Raw genomic sequence first — 23,391 nt, forward strand, 5'->3', positions numbered from 1 at the left:
TATGCGGTACTGGCGGTCCCGCCATCGAGCCCTACTTTACGCATCGGTAGATTGGATTCGCCAGCGTGACCCCCACCGCACGTCCGGCACGGCAGCGTCTCGCTCCCGAGGTGCGCCGGCGCCAGGTGCTCGACGCCGCCGTCGCGGTGTTCTCGGAGCAGGGGTTCCACGGTGCGTCGATGGACGACGTCGCCGCGCGCGCCGGGCTGTCGAAGCCCATGGTCTACGCCCACGGCGGCAGTAAGGACGAGCTGTTCGCGGCGTGTCTGCACCGGGAGGCCGAGCGCCTCCTGCGTTCCGTGGAGGCCGCATCATCCGGGGCAGCGACCGAGGACACGTCCAACGACCCCCAGACCCGGCTCTGGCTCGGCCTGCGCGCCTTCTTCCACGCGCTCACCACCCGCCGTGCGGGCTGGACGGTGCTCTACCGGCAGGCGTCGACGGGCGAGTTCGCGGGCGAGGTCGACGCGCTGCGCGGCCGGATCGTCGCCCAGGCCGCCGCCCTCATGGCCGACGGGCTCGGCATGCCGCAGGAGGCCGTGCGCCCGTACGCCCACACGCTGGTCGGGGCGGCCGAGGGGCTCGCGGACTGGTGGCTGACCGGGCCCGCGCCGGTGACGGGTGACGACGCCGCCGACGTCCTCGCGGGCATGCTCATGTCCGCGGCCTGGCCGGGGCTGGACGCCCTGCGCTCCGGTCGGGTCTGGAGCCCGCCCCGGGACCGGAGCGGCATCGCGTCGTCTCCGCCCGTCTCGCCCGAGGGCTAGAGAGGCGTAGAGAGCGCGATCGCGTCCTCTTGCGCCGTCTCAGGAATGTCGTAGAGAGCCCGAGACGACGCGATCCGCGACACGCCGATCGCGATTTCTCGCGAGGTATCGGGCGGACGCTAGAGAGGTCCATACGCTCGTAGCGCCCAGGCCCGACCCGGAGGTGGCGCATGGACCCCGTGCGGAACCCGTACGCCCCCGGCGCGGGCCAGCGCCCGCCGGAGCTGGCCGGCCGCGACCGCGAGCTCGGCGCGTTCGACGTGGTCCTCGAGCGGGTCGCGCGCGGCCGCCCGGAGCGCAGCCTCGTGCTCACGGGCCTGCGCGGGGTCGGCAAGACCGTGCTGCTCGGCGAGCTGCGCTCGATGGCCGTCCGCGCGGGGTGGGGCGCCGGCAAGATCGAGGCGCGGCCGGACGCCGACCTGCGCCGGCCCCTCTCGGCCGCGCTGCACCGCGCGGTGCGCGACCTCGCCGTCCACCACCGCGCCCCCGACCGCGTCGAGGACGCCCTCGGTGTGCTCAAGGCGTTCGCGCTCAAGGCGACGCCGTCGGACGCGAAGATCAAGGACCGCTGGCAGCCGGGCATCGACGTGCCCGTCAAGAACGGGCGGGCGGACTCGGGCGACATCGAGATCGACCTCGTCGAGCTGTTCGGGGTGTGCGCCGAGCTCGCCGCCGACGTCGGTGTCGGCATCGCGCTGCTCATCGACGAGATGCAGGACCTGCAGCTCGACGACGTGTCCGCCCTGTGCGCGGCGTGCCACGAGCTCTCGCAGTCCGGGGCCCCGCTCGTCGTCGTCGGCGCGGGGCTGCCGCACCTGCCGGCCGTGCTGAGCGCGTCCAAGTCGTACTCCGAGCGGCTCTTCCGCTACGTGAACATCGGCCAGCTGGACCGCGCCGACGCCGACCTCGCGCTCACGGTGCCGGCGAAGCGGGAGGACGCCGAGCTCACCGAGGCCGCCCTCGACGCGCTCTACGAGGTCTCGGGCGGCTACCCCTACTTCGTCCAGGCCTACGGCAAGGCCGCCTGGGACGCCGCCGTGCAGAGCCCCATCGACGCCGACGACGTGCGCATGGCGGCCCCGGAGGCCGGCACCGAGCTCGCCGTCGGCTTCTTCGGCTCGCGCTACGAGCGCGCGACCCCGGCCGAGCGCGAGTACCTGCAGGGCATGGCCGAGCTGGCCGAGGGTCGCGACGAGCCCGTGACCACGGCCGCCCTGGCCCAGCACCTCGCCCGCAAGCCCTCGTCGCTGTCCCCGGCGCGCGACAGCCTGCTGCGCAAGGGCCTGGTGTTCTCCGCCGAGCGCGGCTGGATCGCGTTCACCGTCCCGCACTTCGGCCGCTTCCTCCTGGGCCGCGACTGAGGTCGGACTAGCCCGGACGAGTGAACTGCCGCGGTCCGGGTAACGCGGCCTCCCCGTCCACCGACAGACCGGACGAGCCCCGTGGCGCTGCCGGACCCCCGACCTGGCAGGGCCACGGGGCGTTCCTCGTTCCGGGCCGGTTCCCCGTCAGGCCCGCGTGAGGTCTCCACGGCCCTGACCCGCGAGGCAATCCGGGCGCCCCGTACGATCCCGACGTGTCGGATCCCAGGCTGGAGATCCAGATGCTCCACGATCGCGTGATGGTCGCGCCCGCCCAGGGCGACGGCGAGCGGCGCAGCAGCGGGGGCATCGTGATCCCGGCGACCGCTCAGACGCCCAAGAAGCTCGTCTGGGGCGACGTGTACGGGACGGGCCAGCACGTCCGCAGTGTCGCGGTGGGGGATCGCGTGCTCTACGGCCAGGACGACCACTTCGAGGTCGACGTGTCCGGGCGTTCCTTCGTCGTGCTCCGAGAGCGCGACCTGCACGCCGTCGCGAGCGCGACGACCGAGTCGACGAGAAGTTCGAGCGGAACGGGGCTGTATCTGTGACCTCACCCGGGGGCCGCACACCCGAGGACACGACCGTCGACCCCGCCGTCGACGATCCCCATCGGGACGCCGAGGACATCGACGCCACGGCCGACACCGACGGGTCGGGGCTCGACGAGCCCACGCGGTCGATGCCCCCGGAGCGCGGGGCGGAGACCGACGCCGAGCGCACCGAGTGGATCCCCGTCACCGACGACCGGCCGACGGGCCCCCAGGGGCCACCACCCCGGGAGCACGGCGCCCACGAGGCCGGCGACGACTCCGCCGGCGGCCGCCGCCGCCCGCTGCTCATCGGCGCTGCCGTGGTCGGGCTGCTCGCCGTGCTCTACGTCGGCGACCTGCTGATCTCCTCCACCGACGTGCCCCGCGGGGTCGCCGTCGCCGGGGTCGAGATCGGCGGGATGGGCAAGCCCGAGGCCGAGCAGGAGCTCAACACCCAGCTCGCGGGCCGCCTCACCCAGCCCGTGACGCTGCAGGCCGGGGCGAGCACCGCCACGATCGACCCGCGAGCCGCAGGCCTCGAGCTCGACGTCGAGGGCACCATCGCCCGCGCCGGCGAGCAGCCGTTCAACCCCTGGACGCGCCTCACCTCGCTGTTCGGCACCCGCGACGTGGCCCCGGTGACGCGGGTCAACGGGTTCGCGCTGGGCCAGGCGCTCGACGGCGTCCGCCCGCAGCTCGACCGCCCCGCCACCGAGGGGACGATCCGCTTCGAGAACCTCGAGCCGGTCGCCGTCCAGTCCGTGCCCGGCCAGGTCGTCGACGGCGCGGTCGCCGCCCAGGTCGTCACCGAGCACTGGCTCGACCCGACCCCGGTCGGCCTCCCGATCGTCGAGGCCCCGGTGACGGTCACGCCCGCCGCGATCCAGGAGGCGCTCGACACCGTCGCCCGCCCCGCCGTCGCCGGCCCGCTGACCGTCGTCGGCGACGGGAAGAACGCGACGGTCACCAGCCGCGCGATCACCACGTTCCTGACCTTCCGTCCCGACGGGCAGGGCGGCCTCACGCCCGGCGTCGACGAGCCGGCCGCGATCGCGGCCGTCGAGCCGCAGCTCGGCACCACCGAGACCGAGCCGCGCGACGCCACCCTCGAGTTCGGCGGGACGACGGCGACCGTCGTGCCGGCCGTCGTCGGCCGGGAGATCGACTGGCCGCGGACCTTCGAGGGGATCGTCGAGGCCCTGCGCCGCCCCGACGACGGGACCACCCCGCCGATCTTCACCCCGCCGCCGGTGACGCCGGGCGCCGAGCCGGCCTCGCCGCCGCCCGCCACCGGACGCGCGATCAACGCCGTCTACACGACGACCCAGCCGGAGGTGACCACCGAGTCGCTGCAGGCCCTGGGCCCCGCCACGCTCATCGGGGAGTTCACCACCCGGGGCTTCAAGCCCGACTCCGGGCAGAACATCCGGCGGATCGCCGAGATCGTCAACGGCAAGATCATCGCACCGAACTCGGTGTTCAGCCTCAACGAGGCCTCGAGCCCCCGCAACGAGGCCAACGGCTTCGTCCCCGCCGGGATCATCGACGACGGCGCCCCGGGCCGCGGGGTCGGCGGCGGCGTCTCCCAGTTCGCGACGACGCTCTTCAACGCGGGCTACCTCGCGGGGCTCGACGACGTCGAGCACAAGGAGCACAGCTACTACATCAGCCGCTACCCGGCGGGCCGCGAGGCGACCGTCTTCGAGGGCTCGATCGACCTGCGCCTCGGCAACGACGGGCCCACGCCGGTGTACATCCGCACCCAGTGGACCCCGTCGTCGATCACGGTGCAGCTCTACGGCATCAAGCGCTTCGAGGTGACCTCGGAGCCCGGGCCGCGGGTGAACCCGACCCCGCCCGGGGTGCGCGACCTCGGCGCCAACCCGGAGTGCAAGCCCTCCCAGGGCTCGGAGGGCTTCACGATCACCGACACCCGGGTGCTGCGCGACGTCCGGACCGGCGAGGTCCGTCGTGAGCCCCGCACGGTGCGCTACGAGCCCCAGCCGACCGTCACCTGCGGCCGGTGAGCGACGCGGCGGCGGGGTCCTCGGGCGGGTCGTCGGCGGGGTACTCGTCCGGCTCCACCCGCGACGTCGCCCGGGGTGACGGCGAGGGCGAGGCCCCGCACCGCGCGGTCGAGATCCTCGGACGGGTCGGCCTCGCCGGCTACGGCCTCGTGCACCTGCTCATCGGGGTCATCGCGGTGCAGATCGCGGTGCGCGGGGGCGGGCAGGCCGATCAGCAGGGCGCCCTGTCGACGCTGGCCGCCGAGCCGTTCGGGTTCGTCCTCATCGTCGTGATCGTGATCGGGCTCGTCGCCTTCGGCATCTGGCAGGGCGTGGCCGCGGCCACCGGGTTCCGCTGGGCCTCGGGCTGGGCCCGCACCCAGCGACGGATCGGGTCCGGGGCCACGGCCGTCGGCGTGCTCTTCGTGGCCCTCATCGGGGTGCAGCTGCTGGTCACCGGCTCGTCCGGGTCGAGCAGCAGCGGCTCCCAGCAGACCACCGCCGGTCTGCTGGCGCTGCCCGGCGGCCAGTTGATCGTCGGGGTCGTCGCGCTCGTCGTCCTGGTGATCGCGGGGGCGACCGCCTGGACCGGCATCCGCGGCTCGTTCGCCGAGGACCTCGCCTGGTCCCGGCTGCCGCAGGGCCTGCGCAGGCCCGTCTACTGGCTCGGGATCGCGGGCCACGTGCTGCGCGCCGTGGCGTTCGCGGTGATGGCGGTGCTGTTCGGCCTGGCCGCCCTGCGCTCGGACCCGGGGCAGGCCGGAGGGCTCGACGCGGCCCTGAAGGCGCTCGTCGCGCAGCCCTTCGGCGTGGTGCTCCTGCTCGTCGTCGCCCTGGGCTTCGTGGCCTACGGGCTCTACTGCGCCGCCGAGGCGTGGGCGCGCCGGATCTGACCCTCAGCGACACCGGTCCCGCAGCCCCATCGCGTCGAACGGCGCGTGCACCTTGATGTCGTTGTCGAAGTAGACGACGACGTCGCGCCCCGACGGAGCGGGCGGCGGCGGGTCGTCGGGCGCCACGGTGTCCCCGGACGTCGGGGCCTCGCCGGCGGCCCAGGCGCGGATCGTCGCCGCCCACCGGTCGAGCGCCTCGGGGGTGTAGCCGCTGGCGTAGAGCTCGGTGTCGCCGTGGAGGCGGACGTAGACGTGGTCGGCGGTGACGTCGTCGAGGCGCGGGAAGGTCCCCGCGGTGTCCGCGACGACGAGCGCGACGCCGTACCGGCGCAGCTGGTCGACGAAGCCCGGGTCGCGGTAGCTGGCGTGCCGGACCTCCATCGCGTGGCGCAGCGGACGGTCCTCGTCGGTGGTGGTCGCGGGCTCGGGGACCTTGTCGGTGTGGCCCTCGGCCAGCGCCGCGGCCTCGGCGGTGGTGCGCGGCAGCAGCCGCAGGAAGTCCTCGATGCGCTCGGGGTGGTAGCCCAGGTTCGGCGGCAGCTGCCACAGGACGGGCCCGAGCTTGGGTCCGAGGGCCAGCGGCCCCGAGGCGAAGAAGTTCGCGAGCGCCTCCTCGACGCCGCGCAGCTTCTTCATGTGCGTGACGAAGCGCCCGCCCTTGACCGCGAACACGAAGTCGTCGGGCGTGCGCTCCGCCCACGTCCGGTAGCTCGAGGCGCGCTGGAGGCTGTAGAAGGACCCGTTGATCTCGACGGTGTCGAGACGCTCGGCGAGGTACTCCAGCTCACGACGCTGGACGAGACCCTTCGGGTAGAAGACCCCCCGCCACGGCGGGTAGATCCACCCGGAGGTCCCGATGCGTGTCCGCACGTGAGTGCTCTGGGTCGTCATGACGACCCAGAACACTCACATGGCGACGCCATCACAGCGAGGCGACGTCGAGCTCCATGATCGAGTTCTCGGCGCCCTCGACGATCGTGCGGCGGGAGCTGAGCTCGGGCAGCACGTTGCGGGCGAAGAACCGCGCGACGGCGATCTTGCCCTCGTAGAAGTTCTGGTCGCGCCCGGCGGTGCCGGCGTCGAGCACCTCGCCCGCCACCTCGGCCTGCCGCAGGAGCAGCCACCCGATGAGCATGTCGCCCACGCTCATCAGGAAGCGCACCGCGTGCTGGCCGACCTTGTAGAGGTTGGTGACGTCCTCCTGCGAGGAGGTCAGGTAGCCGACCATGCTGCCGAGCATCGACTGGACGTCGCCCAGCGCCGTGGCGAGAAGCGCGCGCTCCTCCTTGAGACGCCCGTTCCCGCTCTCGGCGTCGAGGAACGCCTGGACCTGGCCGGCGACGTGCATCAGCGCCTGGCCGTTGTCCCGGACGATCTTGCGGAAGAAGAAGTCCTGCGCCTGGATCGCCGTAGTGCCCTCGTACAGCGAGTCGATCTTGGCGTCGCGGATGTACTGCTCGATCGGGTAGTCCTGCAGGTAGCCCGAGCCACCGAGGGTCTGCAGCGACTGGATCAGCTGCTCGGACGCCCGCTCGGAGCCGACGCCCTTGACGATGGGCAGCAGCAGGTCGTTGACCTTCTCCGCGAGGGCGATGTCCTCGTCGGACACCGCGCCGCGATCCGCGTCGGGAGCCTCACCGAAGCGGATCACGTCCTGGTAGGTCGACGTGAACGTGTAGACGGCGCGCAGGCCCTCGGCGTACGCCTTCTGCAGCATCAGGCTGCGGCGCACGTCCGGGTGGTTGGTGATCGGCACGCGCGGGGCGGTCTTGTCCGTCTGGCGCGTGAGGTCCGCGCCCTGGATGCGCTCCTTCGCGTACTCCAGCGCCCGCAGGTAGCCCGTCGAGAGCGTGCCGATGGCCTTGGTGCCGACCATCATCCGGGCGTACTCGATGACCTGGAACATCTGGGCGATGCCGTCGTGGACCTCGCCGAGCAGCCAGCCGGTGGCCGGGACGCCGTTGCCGCCGAAGGTGACCTCGCAGGTTGCCGAGGCGTTGAGACCCATCTTGTGCTCGACGTTCGTGACGAAGGCGCCGTTGCGCTCGCCCGGCTCGCCGGTCTCGGGGTCGAAGTGGAACTTGGGGACGAGGAACAGCGACAGGCCCTTGGTGCCGGCCCGCGCGCCCTCGGGGCGGGCGAGCACCAGGTGCATGATGTTCTCGTTGAGGTCGCCGGCGTCGCCCGAGGTGATGAAGCGCTTGACACCCTCGATCGACCAGGTGCCGTCGCCGTTGTCGCGGGCCTTGGTGCGGCCGGCGCCCACGTCGGAGCCCGCGTCGGGCTCGGTGAGCACCATGGTGGCGCCCCAGCCGCGGTCGACCATGAGCTGCGCCCAGTGCTTCTGCTGCTCGGTGCCGTTGCGGTAGACGACCGAGGCGAAGTTCGGGCCCGCCATGTACATGAAGACCGGGGCGTTGGCGCCGAGGATCATCTCGCCGGCGGCCCACTGGACGGTGGGCGGGACGCCCATACCGCCGATCTCGTTGTCGGCCGAGAGCCGCCACCACTCGCCGTCCCACAGCGTGTGGAACGACTTCTTGATGCCCTCGTCGAGGTGGGCGGTGTGGGTCTGCGGGTCGAAGCGCACCGGGTTGCGGTCGCCGGACTCGTAGGAGTCGGCCAACGGCCCCTCCGCGATCGCCGCCACCTCGCCCAGCAGGGCGCGGGCGGTCTCCTCGTCGGCGTCCGCGAAGGGCCCGGAACCGAAGCGGTCCTGGACGCGGAAGACCTCGAAGAGGTTGAACTCGATGTCGCGGACGTTCGCCCTGTAGTGGCCCATCCCGCCTCGCTCCTGTTCACCACGTGGTGTGCGGTCGGCGTCTCTACCGGCCGGTAACCGCAGAGTATTACTCCGGGGTAACCCTGTCGAGATCGGCCTGCGGCGCGCCCACCGTGCGAGACTCGCGCCCAGCGTCCCGGACGGAGGAGCGGTGGCAGGCGACGGGCGACGAGGGCGGCGATCCTTCGACCTCCGCACCTGGCTCGCCGGCGTCGACCCCGGCCTGACGCGCCTGCGCCTCGCCGCGATCGCCGTCACGTCCATGATCCTCGCGGTCGCGGTGGTGGCCGCCCTGCGCGCGCTGCTCGACCCGTCCGAGCCGGTCACGGTCCTGCTGTTCACCGGCGTCCTGGCGATGATCTCGAACCTCGCGGTCAACGAGCCCACCCTGCCGCGTCGGCGCACGACCACCGCGCTCCTGATCCTGCCCGCGGCGGCGAGCACCGTCGCCGGGGCGTTCGTGGCGCCCTACCCGATCGCGTCCGCGGTCTCGTTCGTCGCGGTCATGGTGGTCGCGGTCTGGGTCCGCCGCTACGGGCCACGCGGCTTCGCGCTCGGCATGGCCGCGTTCATGCCCTTCTTCTTCACCCAGTTCCTCAAGGTCGCGCCGGCGCAGGTGCCGTGGCTGCTGATCGCGGTGGTCGTGGGCGTCTCGTCCACGCTGCTGCTGCGCGGGGTCGTGTTCGCGGAGCGGCCCGCCCGGACGCTGCGACGGATGGTGACGGCCTTCCGGGCGCGCGCCCACGCGCTGGTCGGCGAGATCGACGACGTGCTGGTGGAGCTGCCGCGCGAGGGCCCGGACGAGGGCGACCTCGAGAGCGTCCGGAAGGCCCGCGCGCGGCTGCAGGAGGTGGCCCTGCTCGTCGAGGACGCCCTCGAGCAGACCACCGCCGGGCGCGTCTGGCCCGGCCTCGACGACGACACGCTCGCGCTGCGGGTCGCGGACGCGGAGCTCGCCCTCGAGCGCCTCTCGGTGGTCGTGCGACGCCTCGCGCTGCCGCCCACCGACGGACCGCCCGAGCCCCTCGACCCGGTCGTCGTCGGGGCCCTGCGCACCGGCGTGGGCCATCTGCGCACCGCGCTGGGGGCCGGCACCGACCAGGCGACGATCCTCGAGGCGTCCGCGGACGCCCGCGCCGCGGTGGCCGGGCTCGTGGCCGACACCCGCGCCGGCGGGGAGCGCGTGCAGCGCACGGCCTTCGCCATCCGGCGGGTGGCCGACGCGATCCACCACGCGCAGCTCGACGCCCCGTCGCCCGCCTCGGCGCCGGGGCGGCGGGACGCGGGCGGGGGCGCCCCGTCGCCGGACGCACTCGCCGACCGCCCGGAGCCGGGGAGCACGGTCGACGTGCCCGAGCGCCGCCCCGCCGAGGACGACGTGCGGCCCGAGGAGGAGCCGCCGCGCCCCGCGGGCGGGATCGCCGTCACGACGCGCCAAGCCGTGCAGGTGGGGGTGGCGGCGACGCTCGCGATCGTCGTGAGCGAGTCGATCGCGCCGCAACGCTGGTACTGGGCGGTGATCGCCGCCTTCGTCGTGTTCGCCGGCACCAACAGCCGGGGCGATCTGCTCACGCGGGGCTGGGGCCGGGTCGTCGGCACGATCGGCGGCGTGATCGCCGGCATGGGGCTCGCCGCGCTGGTGGGCGACAACCAGGTGCTGTCGCTCGTGCTGCTGTTCGTCGGCGTCTTCCTCGCCCTCTACCTGGTGCGCATCTCGCCGGCGATGCTCGCGTTCTGGATCACCGCCGTGCTGGCGCTGGTCTACGGCCTCATCGGCCAGTTCAGCGTCGAGGTGCTCCTGTTGCGGATCGAGGAGACCGCGATCGGGGCGGCCGCGAGCATCGTCGCCGCCTTCCTCGTGCTGCCGCGGGGGACGCGGGCGGCCTTCGGGGAGGCGGTCAGCGAGCTCGTCGACGCGATCGACCAGGTGCTCGCCGACGCCACCGACCGGCTGGTGGGCCGCGCGACGGCGACCTCCCGGCGGGAGGGCGTGCGGGCGATGGACGACGCGCTGGTGACCCTGCGCCAGCGCGCCCAGCCGCTGGCCGCCCCGCTGGCCCGCCGGCGGGCGCGGTCGAGCTACCAGCAGGGGCTGCGGGTCCTGGTGGTGTGCGACGTCTACGCGCGCTCGCTGGCCCGCAGCGCCGACCACCTCACCGACCCGAGCTGGGCCGCCACGCTCGTCCCGGCCTCGGAGCAGGTGCGGGCGAACCTCGACGGGCTGCGCGACGTCCTCGTGCGCGGCAAGCGCGCCTCGGACGGCGGGCAGGTCCGGGCCCGCTCCGCCGAGCGCCTCGTCGACGCCGCGGAGGAGCACGCAGCCCGGTCGGCCGACGATCCCCACCGGCGCACGGCGATGCTCGGGGTGGCCCGCCTCCTGCGCCGCATCGACCAGGCGGTCGTCGGGCTGGCGATCGATCTCGGGGCCGCCGAGGACCTCGACGAGGATCAGTCGCCCAGCACCGCCGCCAGCGCGGGGGTGGCGAACACCCGGTCCGGGTCGTAGTCGTCGCGCACCCGCCGGAAGTCGGGCAGGCGCGGGTAGGCGCGGGCGGTGTCCTCGACGGTCCAGTCGGAGCGCGACGCCCAGTGCGGGCGTCCGCCGTGGGCGCGCAGGACCCGGTAGGCCCGCTCGAGCACCGGGGCGTGGTCGGTGCCGCGCGGGACGCGCACGGCCACCCAGGCCGTCGGGCGGTCGTGCGCGGGGTGCAGCCAGCCGGACTCGGGCGCGCCGACGCGCAGCCGGACGGGGAGCCCGACCTCCAGGTGGTCGTCGGCGAGCGCGGCGAACAGCTACCGGGCGCCCTCGGCGAGCGCCGCCCGGGGCAGCGCCCACTCGGTCTGCTCGTAGCGGACCGCGGGCGGGCTGGAGAGCACCCGGTACATCGGGCCGGTGGCCGAGACCCGGCGGGCGAGGCGCGAGACCGCGCGGTTGAACCGCGGGACGAGACGGGGCAGGGCGCGCTCCACGACCACCGCACCGCCGAGCGCGGTGCGCCCGGTGGCGCCGGCCACGGTGACGCCGAGGCTGCGCTCGGGCTCCTCGGTCTCCGCGTCCTCGTCGGTGTCCCCGGTGTCGGTGTGCTCGGGCAGCGGCTCGGCCCAGCGGGTCAGCGCCGTGCCCGCGGACGGGAAGACCGCGGCCTCCGCCACCGGGTGCTCCGCCCAGAACGCCGGGTCGAGGACCTCCTCGACGGGGCGCGGCGCGCGCGTCACGCGGACCCGGCCGGCCGGGACGACGGCGAGCTCCGCCTCGACCACGATGCCCAGCGCGCCGAGCGAGGTGCGGGCGCCGTCGAGGTCGGCGACGGTCACGTCCCGCAGGCGGCCCCGGCCGTCGACGAGGCGGAGCCCCGCGACGGCCGCGGACAGCGAGCCGTGCGCAGACCCGCTGCCGTGCATGCCGACGGCCAGCGCGCCCCCGACCGTCGGGGCGGCGAGCTCGAGCGGCGCCTCGAGCGCGAGGTCCCGAGAGGCGAGCTCCTCGTGCAGCTCACCGACCGTCGTGCCGGCCCGGACGCGGACCGTCGGCCGGCCGGGGCGTCCGCCGATGCCGGTGACCCCGCGGAACGCGGAGAGGTCGACGTGGACGCCGTCGGTGACCGCGAGCGCGCTGAAGGAGTGCCCGGCGCCGATCGGCCGGACGGTCTGGCCCCGCTCCGCCGCGCGCCGCACCACCGCCGACACGCCGCTGTCGTCGAGCGGGCGCACCGTCGCGGTCGGCCGGCACTGCTGGCCTCCGGACCAGTTCGTCCACACGGACGCCACCCTAGGGGCTCGACCCAGGCGGGATCCGCCCGCGCGGGGGACCGCCGTCGCCGGCGGTCCCCGTGGCGGTTCGGACGGGACCCGTCGCTGCGCTCGCCCGAGTCAGGCCGCGAACTTGCCGATCGCGACGTCCACGCTGTCAGTGAGGGTCTGGCGCACCTTGTCGCCGGTGCCCTCGGTCTGGTCGGTGAGGTCGCTCGTCTTCTCGGCGAGCTTGCGGGCGGCACGACGGCCGCGCCAGCCCAGCGACGGCTTCCCCTCGGTGTCCACCGCGGCCAGGATCAGCCCGCCGAGGATGCTGAGGTTCTTGAGGAACTGCTGCTGGTCGGCCGCCTTCTCCGCCGGGTCGGACTTCTCCCAGAACGGGTGACCCGCGACGGTGGTCGGCACCAGGGTCCCGGCCAGGGCCAGCGACGCCAGTCGCGGGAACTTGTTGACGGCCAGCAGCACCCCGGCCCCGATCTTGACGCCGGCGTCGATCTTGACCAGCTGGTGGGGCTCGGAGGGGACCTGGTCCGGCAGGCTCGGCGCGGCCTTCTCCAGCAGCGGGGTGGCCTTCTGCACCCGCGGCTCGGGGTTGAGCAGGGTGTCGACCCCGCCCTTGATGAAGATGGCGGCCAGCAGGGGCCGGGCGAGACGACGGATGAGCACGGAAGCGACCTCCACGGGGCGCGACGACGACGGGACCGGACACGCCGGAGGACCGACGGTCCGCGCGGGTGTCGCAGCATAGCTCCGGCCGGTGCTGCCCTACGGCGGCGTCCGCCCGGAGCGCCGGGTCGCCCGTGTCGGACGACCCGACGAACCGGTACCCGTCGGCGGCGTCAGCGACGCAGCGCGTGCCGCCCCGACCTGGTCTCCTCGCGGCGCCAGGTGTGGCGCCCACCCTCGCGTCCCGCGTCGTCGCGGGCGTCACCCATCGGGCGGCGACGGCGCTCGGCGCGACGGCGCAGCTCGTCCTCCGGGTTCTCCCCGGCCCCGGGAGCCGGCGGCGGGGGCACGGTCGGCACGTCGCGCAGACCCCGGCCGTGGTGCTGTGCCCGCTGTGCCCACTCCTCGTCCTGGATCGGCAGCGCGCCGGAGCCGGGGTGCGGCTCCGGGACGTGCACCGCGTCCCGGTCGCGCTCGCGCCACGACGGTCGCGGAATGTCCCGCGACCGGTCGACGCTCAGCTCGTGGAAGATCGGCGTCGGGTCGTCCCCGAGCGTCGCCAGCGCCCGGTCACCGACCGGCCGCTCCGGGCGCCGCTCCGGCCGTCGCCGGTCGACGACGGGAGCGCTCCCCGCCCCGCCGGCGTAGCCCCGCAGCGCACCCGTGCCGGCCCCCGGCCGGTCGAGCGGCGAGGGCTCTTCCCACACCCACGTGTTGTTCCCGTCCAGTCGCCACCCGCCGGCTCCGCCGAGCGCTCCTCCGGACCCCAGGTCGTCACGCCACACCCACACTTCGACCTCCCCGACTACTGATCCATCGGCCCGTCCGCCGTGGCCGCCGAACGGCCGAATGACGTCGAGCATCTGGCTCCCTCAACGGCAGCTCCTGGAGAGGACTTGGGGCCCGGATCCCGCCGACACGGCCATTCGCCCGCGACACGCCGATGGATCCCCCGGCCGGGTGTCACTCCCTGGAGTGCCGCGGGGTTTCGGGACGGGTCCCGGTCGGACGAAGTCGGACGTCAGCCGCCCCGCACCCGTGGTCCGACACTGCGGTCGGGGCGCGCAGGCACCACGATCGACCTCGTGCGATGCGTGGTGACCGGAGCGACGGGATACATCGGCGGGCGCCTCGCCCCACGCCTGGCGGCGGAGGGCCACGAGGTGCGCTGTGTCGTGCGCGACCCCGCGAAGATGCGCGACACCCCGTGGGCGCAGCAGGTGGAGATCGTCGCGGGCGACGTCCTCGACGAGGAGTCGATGCGCCGCGCCTGCGAGGGCGCCGACGTCCTGTACTACCTCGTGCACTCGCTCTCCGAGCACGGCTTCGCCGCGGTCGACCGCCGGGCGGCGCTGATCAGCGCGCAGGCGGCCCGCGAGGCCGGCGTGTCGCGGATCGTCTACCTCGGCGGCATGCACCCGGAGGGCGTCGAGCTCTCCGAGCACCTCGCGTCGCGCGCCGAGGTCGGCGAGACCTTCCTGCGCTCGGGCGTCCCGACCGTCATCCTGCAGGCGGCGGTGATCCTCGGGTCGGGGTCGGCGAGCTTCGAGATGCTGCGCTACCTCACCGAGCGCCTGCCCGTGATGCTCACGCCGTCGTGGGTGCACCACCGCGTCCAGCCCATCGCCATCCGCGACGTCCTGCACTACCTGGTCAAGGCGGTGACGCTGCCGCCCGAGATCAACCGGACGTTCGACATCGGCGGCCCCGACGTCCTGACCTACCTCGAGATGATGGAGGGTTTCGCCGAGGTCGCGCAGCTGCCGCGACGGACGATGCTGCCGGTCCCGGTGCTGACCCCGCGCCTGTCGTCGCACTGGGTCAACCTCGTGACCCCGGTGCCCCGCTCGACGGCCGTGCCCCTCATCGACTCGCTGGTCCACGAGGTCGTCGCCGCCGAGCACGACATCGACCAGTTCGTGGCACCGCCCGAGGGCGGGCTCACCGGCTTCCAGCGGGCCGTCTCCCTGGCGTTGCAGCGGATCAGCTCCGGCCAGGTGGAGACGCGCTGGTCGGGGGCGAACGCGACGTACGCGCCCTCGGACCCGTTGCCGTCGGACCCCGCGTGGGCGGGCGGCACCGTCTACACCGACAGCCGCGAGCGCCACGCGTCCGCGTCGGCCGAGCACGTGTGGCACGTCGTCACCGGCATCGGCGGCGAGCGGGGCTGGTACTCGTTCCCGCTGGGCTGGTGGGCGCGCGGGGTGATGGACCGGCTCGTCGGCGGGGTCGGGCTGCGTCGCGGCCGACGGGACGCCGACTCGCTCAAGGTCGGCGACGCCCTGGACTGGTGGCGCGTCGAGGAGTGCGTCGACGAGGGGGTCTCGCGCCTCGACCCCGACGAGACCGCGCTGGCCCCGGGCGAGCGGCTGCTGCGCCTGCGCGCGGAGATGAAGGCTCCGGGCCTCGCGTGGCTCGAGCTGCGGGTCGCCCCCACCGAGGACGGCTCGATCTACCGGCAGCGCGCGATCTTCTTCCCGCACGGGCTCGCCGGCCACGCGTACTGGTACGTCATCGCGCCGTTCCACGCCCTGGTCTTCGGCGGCATGGAGCGACGCATCGTGGGCGCCGCCGAGCGTGTGGAGCGCGGCGAGGACCCGGACCCCCCGACGGGCGTCGTGGCGCGTCTCCGCGACCGGCGCTCGCGCCGGGACGCCGAGCGCGCCCGGCCCGTGCTGCGCACGGGGACCTGACGCGCCCGGCCCGGCCCGGCCCGGACTCCCGACGTCAGGAGCCGGCGGCGTCCAGCGTCGCGACGGTGTCGCGGTCGAGCTCGAGGGTCGCGGCCGCGCAGTTCTCCGTGAGGTGCTCCAGCGAGCTGGTGCCCGGGATGGGCAGCATCACCGAGCTGCGCTGCAGCAGCCACGCCAGCGCGACCTGCGCCGGCGTCGCACCGAGCGCGTCGGCGGCCCGCGCCGCGGCGTGGCCGGGCTCGGCGAGCTTGCCGGCGTCGGCCGGGGCCCACGGGATGAACCCGATGCCGTGCGCGGTGCAGTGGCGCAGCACGTCGTCCGAGGAGCGGTCGACCAGGTTGTAGCGGTTCTGCACCGAGGCGACGTCGACGATGCGTCCGGCCGCCTCGATCTCCGCGACGGAGACCTGGCTCAGGCCGACCTCGCGGACCTTGCCCTCGCGCTGCAGATCGGCGAGCAGACCGAACTGCTCGTCGGCGGCGACGTGCGGGTCGATGCGGTGGAGCTGGAAGAGGTCGAGCGTCTCCACGCCGAGGCGGCGCAGGCTCATCTCGGCCTCCTGGCGCAGGTACTCCGGGCGCCCGCAGGGGATCCAGCGGTTCGGTCCGGTGCGCAGCAGGCCCGCCTTGGTGGCCACGGTGATCCCGCGGTACGGGTACAGCGCCTCCCGGATGAGCTCCTCGCTGACGTAGGGCCCGTAGGAGTCCGCGGTGTCGACGAAGTCGACGCCGAGCTCGACCGCCCGCCGCAGGACCGCTACCGCGTTCTCCGGGTCCTTGGGGGGTCCCCAGATGCCCTCGCCGGTCAGGCGCATGGCGCCGTACCCGAGGCGACGCACCCGCAGGTCGTCGCCCAGCGCGAACTCTCCGGAGGCAGCCACGGGGCCCGTCTCGACAGCGGTGTCGTCGGTCATGTGCTCACCCTTTCCGGCCGTGTTCGGTCCAGCCGTGACCACCAGCGTGGCATCCCCGGCCGCCGCGTGTCGGGGCGCGTGTCCGATGTCCCATCCCCAGGGCCCAGACGTCCCCGATCGGATCACGTCGCGGGCATCCACCGTGCCGTCAGCGCCAGCCCCTCGGCGATCCCCCGCGGCGCGAACCCGAGCTCCCGGGACCGGCCGTCCCGCACCCGGTAGCCCCCGATCCGCCCGTAGACCACCGACCGGTCGGCGAAGGGCGGCGCGCCGTCGGGCAGCTCGGAGCCCTGGGGGAGCGCACGGACCCGGTGCGGGCTGCCGGCCGCCTCCGCGTAGGTGTCCAGCACCTCCGGGAACGAGGCGACCTCCCCGCACAGCACGTGGCGACGGCCCGTCTCCCCGCGGTCGTGGACGAGGAGCTGGCCCACCGCGACGTCCTCGGCGAGCACCCAGCCGACGCGGGTGTCGACGATGTCGCCGACCGCACCCCGCGCCGCGGCCGCGAGGAGCTGGTTGTAGCTCAGGGGCCCGCGCGGCGAGGGCCCGTACACGTTGACGACGGTCGCGACGACGGCGTCGATGCCGCCGGCGCCCACCGCGTCGAGGACGACGGCCTCCGCCTCGGCCTTCGTCGTCGAGTACGGGTCGGTCAGCGCGGTGCCCCCGGCGGCGTCCTCGTCGACCAGGCAGCCGGGACCGTCGGGATCCGGCACGCAGATCGCAGCGCTGGTCGAGGTGTGCACGAGCCGGCGCACCCCGGCTCGCCGGACGGCGTCGACCACCCGGGCGGTGCCGCCGACGTTGAGCTCGTGCGCCTCGGGACCCGGAGCACCCACCGCCGCGGCGAGGTGGAAGACGCTCTCGCAGCCGTCCATCGCGCGCACCAGGGCCTCGCCGTCGGCGAGGTCGGCGGCCACCCGTTCCACGCCGTCGGGCAGGACGTCCGCGCGCGCCGGGTCGCGCACGACGGCGCGCACCGCGTGGCCCCGTGCGTGCAGCAGCGCGACCACGGCCGACCCGACGAAGCCCGTGGCGCCCGTGACGAGGAACATCGCGGCATCGTGACACGGACCGAACACCGATGACCGGCGCCGGGAGGCCAGGCTGATGACCGCTGACGCGACGACCGCCCGCGTCGTCCTCACCACCACCGACTCCGCCGACGAGGCGGAGCGTCTGTCCCGCGTGCTCGTCGACGCCCGGCTCGCGGCCTGCGTGCAGATCGCCGGACCGGTGCGCAGCGTGTTCCGGTGGGAGGGCGCCGTGTCGGTCGAGGAGGAGTGGCAGCTCTGGCTCAAGACCGACGTCGCGCGCGCCGACGACCTCACCGCCCGGCTGGTCGCCGAGCACACCTACGACGTGCCCGACGTGCTCGTCCTGCCCGTCGTGGGCGGGCACGGGCCGTACCTGGCGTGGGTGACACAGGAGACGCAGCGGAGCGGAGTCGACCCGTGATGCAGGAGACGCAGCGGAGCGGAGTCGACCCGTGACACAGGAGACCGCGCGTCCGGGGGCCGCCGACGGTTAGCCTCGACAACGATGTCGTCGCCGGGGGGCGTTGCGCGCCCGCCGGCGCTGCGCCGTGGGGACCCCGGCTTCCGCCCGATCGCGGTCGGCCTGTTCTGCGCGGGCTTCACGACGTTCGCGCTGCTCTACGCGACGCAGCCGCTGCTGCCGGCGCTCGTCGGCGCCTACGGCATCACGCCCGGGACGGCGTCGCTGTCGATCTCGGTCACGACGGCGGCCCTCGCGGTGGGCGTCATCCCCGCGAGTGCGCTGTCGGAACGCTGGGGTCGCCGACCGGTCATGGTCGGCTCGCTGGCCGCCGCCGTCGTGTTCGGGCTCGCCGCCGCCGTCGTCCCCGGATTCGCGCTGCTGCTGGTGCTGCGCGGGCTCGAGGGGCTCGCGCTCGCGGGGCTCCCCGCGGTCGGCATGGCCTACCTCGCCGACGAGATCGACGCCGAGCACCTCGGCGGCGCGATGGGCCTCTACATCGCGGGCAACTCGGTCGGCGGCTTCGGCGGGCGGATCATCGTCAGCGCCCTCGCCGACCTCACCGGGTCGTGGCGCTGGGCCCTCGGCGGGATCGCGTTGGTGTCGGGCGTCTTCCTCCTGGCGTTCGTGCTGGTGCTGCCCACCTCACGTCGCTTCCGGCCGCGCCCCGTCGGGGTGGGCGAGCTGCTCGGCGCCGCCCGCGCCCACCTCCGCGATCCGGTGCTGCGCCGCTTCTACGCCGTCGGGCTGCTCGCCATGGGCGTGTTCGTCTGCGCCTACAACTACGTGACGTTCCTGCTGCTCGGCCCGCCGTTCCGGTTGCCCGCGCTCGTCGTCGGCTTCGTCTTCGTGCTCTACGCCGTCGGCACCGCCACCTCGACCCGCGCCGGCCGCCTCGCCGACCGCCTGGGGCCCCGGCCCGTCCTCCTCGGAGCGGCCGGGGTGGCCGCCCTCGGCGCCGCCGCGATGCTGACGACGTGGCTGGGCGTCGTGATCGTCGGCCTCGCCCTGCTGACCGTCGGCTTCTTCGCCGCGCACACCGTCGCCAGCGCCTGGGTCGGCCGCCGCGCCGAGCAGGGCCGTGCCGTCGCCTCGGGCCTCTACCTCGGCGCCTTCTACGTGGGCTCGTCCGTCGGCGGCACGCTCGGCGGCGTCGCCTACGGCGTGGCGGGGTGGCCCGCGACCATCGGCTTCGTGCTCGTGCTGCTCGCCCTGTTGGCGGCCGTGGTGTGGCCGCTGGGCGCCGATCGCCTGGCCCCTGCGCCCTAGCCCCGCGCGATGTCGCTGAACCGGCTGTAGTGCAGCTGGTGGGCGACGGTGATGGTGGCCGTGGGGCCGTTGCGGTGCTTGGCCAGGATCAGGTCGGCCTCGCCGGCGCGCGGGTCGTCGCGCTCGAAGGCGTCGGGACGGCTGATGAGCATGACCATGTCGGCGTCCTGCTCCAGCGACCCCGACTCACGGAGGTCGGAGAGCATCGGCTTCTTGTCGGTGCGCTGTTCGGGACCACGGTTGAGCTGGCTGATCGCGACCAGCGGGACCTCGAGCTCCTTGGCCAGCAGCTTGAGCTGACGCGAGAACTCCGAGACCTCCTGCTGGCGGGACTCGACCTTCTTGCCCGAGGTCATCAGCTGCATGTAGTCGAGGATGATCAGCTTCAGGTCGTGGCGCTGCTTGAGGCGCCGCGCCTTCGCCCGGATCTCCATGATCGTCATGTTGGGGGAGTCGTCGATGAACATCGGCGCCTCGCTGATCTCGCTCATCCGCCGGGCGAGACGCGTCCAGTCGTCGTCGGTCATCGATCCGGAGCGCATGTCGGCCAGGCGGATCTTCGCCTCGGCCGACAGCAGGCGCATGACGATCTCGGTGCGGCTCATCTCCAGCGAGAAGAACGCGGAGGTGAGGCCGTGCTTGATGCTCGCCGAGCGGGCGAAGTCCATGCCCAGCGTGGATTTCCCGATGCCGGGACGGGCCGCCACGATGATCATCTGGCCCGCATGCAGGCCGTTGGTGACGTCGTCGAGGTCGGTGAACCCGGTGGGCACGCCGAAGGACACCCCACCGCGCGAGGCGATGGCGTCGATCTCGTCCATCGTCGGCTGGAGGACGTCCTCGAGGGCCACGTAGTCCTCGGTGACGCGGCGGTCGGTCACCTCGTAGACGGCGGCCTGGGCGCGGTCGACGACGTCGTCGGTGTCCGCGCCCTCGGAGCCGTGGTAGCCGAGCTGGACGATGCGTGTGCCGGCCTCGACGAGGCGTCGCAGGATCGCGCGGTCGGCGACGATCTCGGCGTAGTAGCCGGCGTTGGCGGCCGTGGGCACCGCGGCGATGAGGGTGTGCAGGTACGGCGCCCCGCCGATGCGCAGGAGCTCGCCGCGGCGCTCGAGCTCGGCGGAGACGGTGACCGGGTCGGCGGGCTCGCCGCGGCCGTAGAGGTCCAGCACGCACTCGTAGACCGTCTGGTGCGCCGGCCGGTAGAAGTCGTCGGGCTTGAGCATCTCGATGACGTCGGCGATGGCGTCCTTGCTGAGCAGGATCGCGCCAAGCACCGACTGTTCGGCGGGGAGGTCCTGGGGTGGCTGCCGGTCGAACTCGGTGGGCGCAGCCCCCTGTCGGTCCTGACCCCGTCCGGACGTCCCCCGATCGTCCAGTACCGCCACGTCGGTCCCCTCCCTCGCCTCGGACGCGTACCCGGCGGGACACGTCCGTCGAACACACGTTCTAGCAGGGCCCACCGACAGCCCCGGCGACACCGGACCGGCCGGCGGCGCTGACGCGGTCTCCCGACCGTGTCGACCGCACGCTAGGTCCCCGTCGTGCAGGGCTCCAACAGGCCCTGGGGACGCCCTGGGGACAACACCGGGATCGGTCCACCGAGCACACCCCCGCGGTGGGCACGCAGGTGGGGACAACCTGTGGGCAACCCATGATCTCGAACGATCGCCGCAGGTGGGAGACCTGTGGGCGCTGTGGACAACAAGTGGATGAAGGAGACGTCGGCGCGTCGTCCGCTGCGTGTCGTCCGTGTGTTCACCCGGTCGCGCAGCGTTGCGAGCCGAGCGGGGGCCGGGGCTCGCCGGGCGGGGGAGCGGCGGTGCGGACGGGTCGAGCCGGAGGCCCGTGGCGGGCCGTCCCCGGACATCCCTCGGGTCCGTGTCAGGACACACGTCGGGCCCGGACCGTCGTGCGGTCCGGGCCCGAGGTGGGTGCGAGGGACGAGGCGGAGCCCGACCCGTCAGCGGGTCGTCAGCCGCCCTGGACGTCGAGGGGGAGATCCACCGCGACGTCGGGGTGCAGGCGCACCGTGACCTTGTGGTCGCCGGTCGACTTGATGTGCCCCGAGATGGCGACGAACCGCTTGTCGAGGTTCGGGCCGCCCTGCGAGCGCACGGCCGCGACGATGTCGGCCGGGGTGACCGAGCCGAACAGACGCCCGCCCTGGCCGGCCTTGCCGCTGACCGTGACGGTGCCGAGGCCCTGGATCTGCCCGGCGACCTCCTTGGCGTGGTCCAGGTCGCGGATCCGCTTGCCCTCCTGGGTGCGGCGGATCGTGTCGACCTGCTTCTGGGCGCCGCGGGTGGCCACGATGGCCAGGCCGCGGGGCAGCAGGAAGTTGCGGCCGTAGCCGTCCTTGACCTCGACGGTGTCGCCGGGGCCGCCGAGGTTGGCGACGTCGGCGGTGAGGATGAGCTTCATGTCGTCCTCCCTCAGCGCGCGGTCGACGTGTAGGGCAGGAGCGCCATCTCGCGGGAGTTCTTCACCGCGACCGCGACGTCGCGCTGGTGCTGCGAGCAGTTGCCCGACACCCGGCGCGCACGAATCTTCCCGCGGTCGGAGATGTACTTCCGCAGGAGGTTCGTGTCCTTGTAGTCGATCAGCTGGTTCTTGTCCTTGCAGAAGGTGCAGACCTTCTTCTTCGGCTTGCGGATCGGCGGCTTCGCCATGATTCCTTCACTTCCAGGCGTGGTGGCCCGCCGCGCCGTGGGGCGCCGGGTGGGCCGATTCGTACAGGTCGATGCGGGCGGGAGCCCAGGTCAGAACGGGGGCTCGTCGTCGTAGCCGCCACCGCTGCCGCCGCCGCCGGAGGACCCGGCGGCCGGAGCGGAGGCCCAGGGGTCGTCGCCCCCGCCGTAACCCCCACCGGAGCCGGAGCCCCCGCCGGAGCCGCCGGAGCCGTAGCCGCCGCCCCCGTTGCCGCCCCCGCCGCCGTAACCGCCGCCCCCGGAACCCCGGGAGGCCTTGGTGACGGACGCGGTGGCGTAGCGCAGGGACGGGCCGACCTCGTCGACCTCGAGCTCGATGACGGTGCGCTTCTCGCCCTCACGGGTCTCGAAGGACCGCTGCTTGAGCCGCCCCTGCACGATGACGCGGGCCCCGCGGGTGAGCGTCTCGGCGACGTTCTCCGCGGCCTGACGCCAGATGTTGCAGCGCAGGAAGAGGGCCTCGCCGTCCTTCCACTCGCCGCTCTGGCGGTCGAAGGTGCGCGGCGTCGACGCCACGGTGAAGTTGGCGACGGCGGCACCCGACGGCGTGAACCGCAGCTCCGGGTCAGCAGTGAGGTTGCCGACCACGGTGATGACGGTGTCGCCGGCCATCAGGCAGCGCCGGCCTTGCCACGACGCCCGGCGAAGGCGGGGTCGCGGCGCATGACCTTGGTGCGGAGGATCGACTCGTTGAGCGCGAGCTGACGGTCCATCTCCTTGACCGTGGCGGGCTCGCAGTTCACGTCGAGGACGGCGTAGATGCCCTCGGCGTGCTTCTCGATCTCGTAGGCGAGGCGACGGCGGCCCCACACCTCGACGTTCTCGACGGTGCCGCCGTCCTTGCGGACGACGTTGAGGAACGTCTCGAGGGACGGGGCGATGGTGCGCTCGTCGAGGCTCGGCTCGAGGATGACGACCAGTTCGTAGTGGCGCACGAGTACCACTCACCTCCTATGGGCTCAGCGGCCACGGACGATCCGTGACAGGAGGGGTTCTCGGTCCGTCCAGGCTACCGAACCGGCCTGCGAGCGCCCTCACCAGGTCCGACGCAGCGGCCGACCCGGCGGTTCCCGCGACTTCTCAGGCCGGGACGGGCGTGCGCGCCGCGACCGTGGTCCCGGCGTCCTCGTCCTCGGCCTGCTCGTCGGCGTCCTCGTCGCGCTCCTCGGCCACCTCGGCCGTCGCCCCGTCCGCGGACTCCGTGGCGGCCACCGGCGCGGCGGCAGCGCCGCCCACCGACGACGACGACGACGCGACCGCGCGGCCGAGGACGATCCGGCGCACCGCGAACGCCGCGACACCGGAGAGCGCCAGCACCGCGATGAGCGCCGGCACCCCGACCCCGCCCTCGGTGAGGGCGTCGACGGGCAGGGCCTGGACCTGGCTCGCGGTGGTGACCGCGCTGGCCGGGTCGTACCCGAGGTAGGCGGGCGAGCCGGCGCGCAGCCCCGGGAAGGCGGAGCCGAGCAGCAGGTTCGGGTCGAAGGCGCGCACACCGGGCGCCGGGCCCGCCGCGCCCTTGAGGAACGACGAGGGCAGCGCGCCGA

21 protein-coding genes and 1 pseudogene are annotated in these 23,391 nt (G+C 74.0%); 9 read left to right on the forward strand and 13 right to left on the reverse strand.

Translation table 11 applies throughout. The features are described from left to right. The first annotated feature begins 65 nt into the window (after positions 1-65). From ACQPYN_RS31730 to ACQPYN_RS31750, 5 genes are all read left to right on the forward strand, one after another. Positions 66-767: a TetR/AcrR family transcriptional regulator gene (locus ACQPYN_RS31730; protein ID WP_433031560.1), complete on the forward strand. Its 702-nt coding sequence runs from the start codon at positions 66-68 to the stop codon at positions 765-767. Positions 768-937: 170 nt separating this feature from the next. Then, positions 938-2,128, forward strand: coding sequence for an ATP-binding protein (locus ACQPYN_RS31735; protein WP_274192159.1), 1,191 nt, complete (start codon positions 938-940; stop codon positions 2,126-2,128). A gap of 215 nt (positions 2,129-2,343) precedes the next feature. After that, positions 2,344-2,679 carry a GroES family chaperonin gene (locus tag ACQPYN_RS31740; protein ID WP_274192158.1) on the forward strand — a complete coding sequence of 112 codons (336 nt, stop codon included), beginning with the start codon at positions 2,344-2,346 and terminating at the stop codon, positions 2,677-2,679. Next, entirely contained in the window at positions 2,676-4,688 is a 2,013-nt protein-coding gene (locus ACQPYN_RS31745; RefSeq protein ID WP_433031565.1) for a VanW family protein, read from the forward strand. The genes ACQPYN_RS31740 and ACQPYN_RS31745 overlap by 4 nt, the downstream gene beginning before the upstream one ends. Continuing rightward, positions 4,685-5,560 (forward strand): DUF1206 domain-containing protein, encoded by an 876-nt coding sequence (locus tag ACQPYN_RS31750; RefSeq protein WP_433031568.1) that lies wholly within the window; start codon positions 4,685-4,687, stop codon positions 5,558-5,560. Before ACQPYN_RS31745 ends, ACQPYN_RS31750 begins: the two co-directional genes overlap by 4 nt. 3 nt (positions 5,561-5,563) lie before the next feature. On the opposite strand, the gene ACQPYN_RS31755 is transcribed toward ACQPYN_RS31750, so the two are convergent. Together ACQPYN_RS31755 and ACQPYN_RS31760 are read right to left on the reverse strand one after the other, a co-directional pair. Beyond that, positions 5,564-6,451, reverse strand: coding sequence for a DUF72 domain-containing protein (locus ACQPYN_RS31755; RefSeq protein WP_433031571.1), 888 nt, complete (start codon positions 6,449-6,451; stop codon positions 5,564-5,566). Positions 6,452-6,482: 31 nt separating this feature from the next. Further along, positions 6,483-8,342, reverse strand: coding sequence for an acyl-CoA dehydrogenase (locus ACQPYN_RS31760; RefSeq protein ID WP_433031574.1), 1,860 nt, complete (start codon positions 8,340-8,342; stop codon positions 6,483-6,485). Between the two features lie 151 nt (positions 8,343-8,493). On the opposite strand from ACQPYN_RS31760, the gene ACQPYN_RS31765 reads away from it, so the two are divergent. Next, positions 8,494-10,848: an FUSC family protein gene (locus ACQPYN_RS31765; protein WP_433031577.1), complete on the forward strand. Its 2,355-nt coding sequence runs from the start codon at positions 8,494-8,496 to the stop codon at positions 10,846-10,848. Here ACQPYN_RS31765 and ACQPYN_RS31770 read toward each other — a convergent pair. The 3 genes and pseudogenes from ACQPYN_RS31770 to ACQPYN_RS31780 all read right to left on the reverse strand — a co-directional run bounded on the left by ACQPYN_RS31770 (position 10,791) and on the right by ACQPYN_RS31780 (position 13,546). Further along, positions 10,791-12,110 (reverse strand): annotated as a pseudogene (locus tag ACQPYN_RS31770) (D-arabinono-1,4-lactone oxidase). The gene ACQPYN_RS31765 and the pseudogene ACQPYN_RS31770 sit on opposite strands and share 58 nt — an antisense overlap. A gap of 102 nt (positions 12,111-12,212) precedes the next feature. Next, positions 12,213-12,761: a DoxX family protein gene (locus ACQPYN_RS31775; protein ID WP_433031580.1), complete on the reverse strand. Its 549-nt coding sequence runs from the start codon at positions 12,759-12,761 to the stop codon at positions 12,213-12,215. Between the two features lie 173 nt (positions 12,762-12,934). Next, positions 12,935-13,546 (reverse strand): hypothetical protein, encoded by a 612-nt coding sequence (locus ACQPYN_RS31780; RefSeq protein ID WP_433031583.1) that lies wholly within the window; start codon positions 13,544-13,546, stop codon positions 12,935-12,937. Between the two features lie 300 nt (positions 13,547-13,846). On the opposite strand from ACQPYN_RS31780, the gene ACQPYN_RS31785 reads away from it, so the two are divergent. Continuing rightward, positions 13,847-15,454: an SDR family oxidoreductase gene (locus tag ACQPYN_RS31785; RefSeq protein WP_433031586.1), complete on the forward strand. Its 1,608-nt coding sequence runs from the start codon at positions 13,847-13,849 to the stop codon at positions 15,452-15,454. Between the two features lie 34 nt (positions 15,455-15,488). Here the strand turns inward: ACQPYN_RS31785 and ACQPYN_RS31790 are convergent, their stop codons facing one another. Further along, positions 15,489-16,367, reverse strand: a complete 879-nt coding sequence (locus ACQPYN_RS31790) for an aldo/keto reductase (protein WP_433031589.1) — start codon at positions 16,365-16,367, stop codon at positions 15,489-15,491. A 122-nt stretch (positions 16,368-16,489) separates the two neighbouring features. Next, positions 16,490-17,422: an NAD-dependent epimerase/dehydratase family protein gene (locus tag ACQPYN_RS31795; protein WP_433031592.1), complete on the reverse strand. Its 933-nt coding sequence runs from the start codon at positions 17,420-17,422 to the stop codon at positions 16,490-16,492. 55 nt (positions 17,423-17,477) lie between these two features. Here ACQPYN_RS31795 and cutA point away from each other — a divergent pair, with 55 nt between their 5' ends. Beyond that, positions 17,478-17,825: a divalent-cation tolerance protein CutA gene (gene cutA, locus ACQPYN_RS31800; RefSeq protein ID WP_433031595.1), complete on the forward strand. Its 348-nt coding sequence runs from the start codon at positions 17,478-17,480 to the stop codon at positions 17,823-17,825. A gap of 84 nt (positions 17,826-17,909) precedes the next feature. Beyond that, positions 17,910-19,133, forward strand: a complete 1,224-nt coding sequence (locus ACQPYN_RS31805) for an MFS transporter (protein ID WP_433031598.1) — start codon at positions 17,910-17,912, stop codon at positions 19,131-19,133. On the opposite strand, the gene dnaB is transcribed toward ACQPYN_RS31805, so the two are convergent. The 6 genes from dnaB to ACQPYN_RS31835 all read right to left on the reverse strand — a co-directional run bounded on the left by dnaB (position 19,130) and on the right by ACQPYN_RS31835 (position 23,338). Then, positions 19,130-20,521 carry a replicative DNA helicase gene (gene dnaB, locus ACQPYN_RS31810; RefSeq protein ID WP_433031601.1) on the reverse strand — a complete coding sequence of 464 codons (1,392 nt, stop codon included), beginning with the start codon at positions 20,519-20,521 and terminating at the stop codon, positions 19,130-19,132. The two genes, ACQPYN_RS31805 and dnaB, sit on opposite strands and share 4 nt — an antisense overlap. Before the next feature lie 586 nt (positions 20,522-21,107). Further along, a complete protein-coding gene (gene rplI / locus ACQPYN_RS31815) occupies positions 21,108-21,557 on the reverse strand; it encodes a 50S ribosomal protein L9 (protein ID WP_274192143.1) in 450 nt (149 codons plus the stop codon). 11 nt (positions 21,558-21,568) lie between these two features. Then, on the reverse strand, positions 21,569-21,805 hold the full coding sequence (gene rpsR, locus ACQPYN_RS31820) for a 30S ribosomal protein S18 (protein WP_274192142.1): 237 nt from the start codon (positions 21,803-21,805) through the stop codon (positions 21,569-21,571). Between the two features lie 90 nt (positions 21,806-21,895). Further along, on the reverse strand, positions 21,896-22,456 hold the full coding sequence (locus tag ACQPYN_RS31825; protein WP_433031606.1) for a single-stranded DNA-binding protein: 561 nt from the start codon (positions 22,454-22,456) through the stop codon (positions 21,896-21,898). After that, positions 22,456-22,788: a 30S ribosomal protein S6 gene (rpsF, locus tag ACQPYN_RS31830; RefSeq protein WP_274197728.1), complete on the reverse strand. Its 333-nt coding sequence runs from the start codon at positions 22,786-22,788 to the stop codon at positions 22,456-22,458. Before rpsF ends, ACQPYN_RS31825 begins: the two co-directional genes overlap by 1 nt. 136 nt (positions 22,789-22,924) lie before the next feature. Next, on the reverse strand, positions 22,925-23,338 hold the full coding sequence (locus ACQPYN_RS31835) for a hypothetical protein (protein ID WP_433031609.1): 414 nt from the start codon (positions 23,336-23,338) through the stop codon (positions 22,925-22,927). Positions 23,339-23,391 lie beyond the last annotated feature (53 nt).

It is taken from the genome of Actinomycetospora sp. CA-053990 (assembly GCF_050948445.1).
GTDB lineage: Bacteria > Actinomycetota > Actinomycetes > Mycobacteriales > Pseudonocardiaceae > Actinomycetospora > Actinomycetospora callitridis.

Excerpts from the sequence above, each read along its gene's own strand:
- ACQPYN_RS31825 (WP_433031606.1), bottom strand. The coding sequence starts at position 22,456 with ATGGCCGGCGACACCGTCATCACCGTGGTCGGCAACCTCACTGCTGAC.
- ACQPYN_RS31790 (WP_433031589.1), bottom strand. The coding sequence starts at position 16,367 with ATGACCGACGACACCGCTGTCGAGACGGGCCCCGTGGCTGCCTCCGGA.
- ACQPYN_RS31760 (WP_433031574.1), bottom strand. The coding sequence starts at position 8,342 with ATGGGCCACTACAGGGCGAACGTCCGCGACATCGAGTTCAACCTCTTC.
- rpsR (WP_274192142.1), bottom strand. The coding sequence starts at position 21,805 with ATGGCGAAGCCGCCGATCCGCAAGCCGAAGAAGAAGGTCTGCACCTTC.
- ACQPYN_RS31805 (WP_433031598.1), top strand. The coding sequence starts at position 17,910 with ATGTCGTCGCCGGGGGGCGTTGCGCGCCCGCCGGCGCTGCGCCGTGGG.
- ACQPYN_RS31755 (WP_433031571.1), bottom strand. The coding sequence starts at position 6,451 with ATGACGACCCAGAGCACTCACGTGCGGACACGCATCGGGACCTCCGGG.
- cutA (WP_433031595.1), top strand. The coding sequence starts at position 17,478 with ATGACCGCTGACGCGACGACCGCCCGCGTCGTCCTCACCACCACCGAC.
- ACQPYN_RS31795 (WP_433031592.1), bottom strand. The coding sequence starts at position 17,422 with ATGTTCCTCGTCACGGGCGCCACGGGCTTCGTCGGGTCGGCCGTGGTC.
- ACQPYN_RS31735 (WP_274192159.1), top strand. The coding sequence starts at position 938 with ATGGACCCCGTGCGGAACCCGTACGCCCCCGGCGCGGGCCAGCGCCCG.
- rplI (WP_274192143.1), bottom strand. The coding sequence starts at position 21,557 with ATGAAGCTCATCCTCACCGCCGACGTCGCCAACCTCGGCGGCCCCGGC.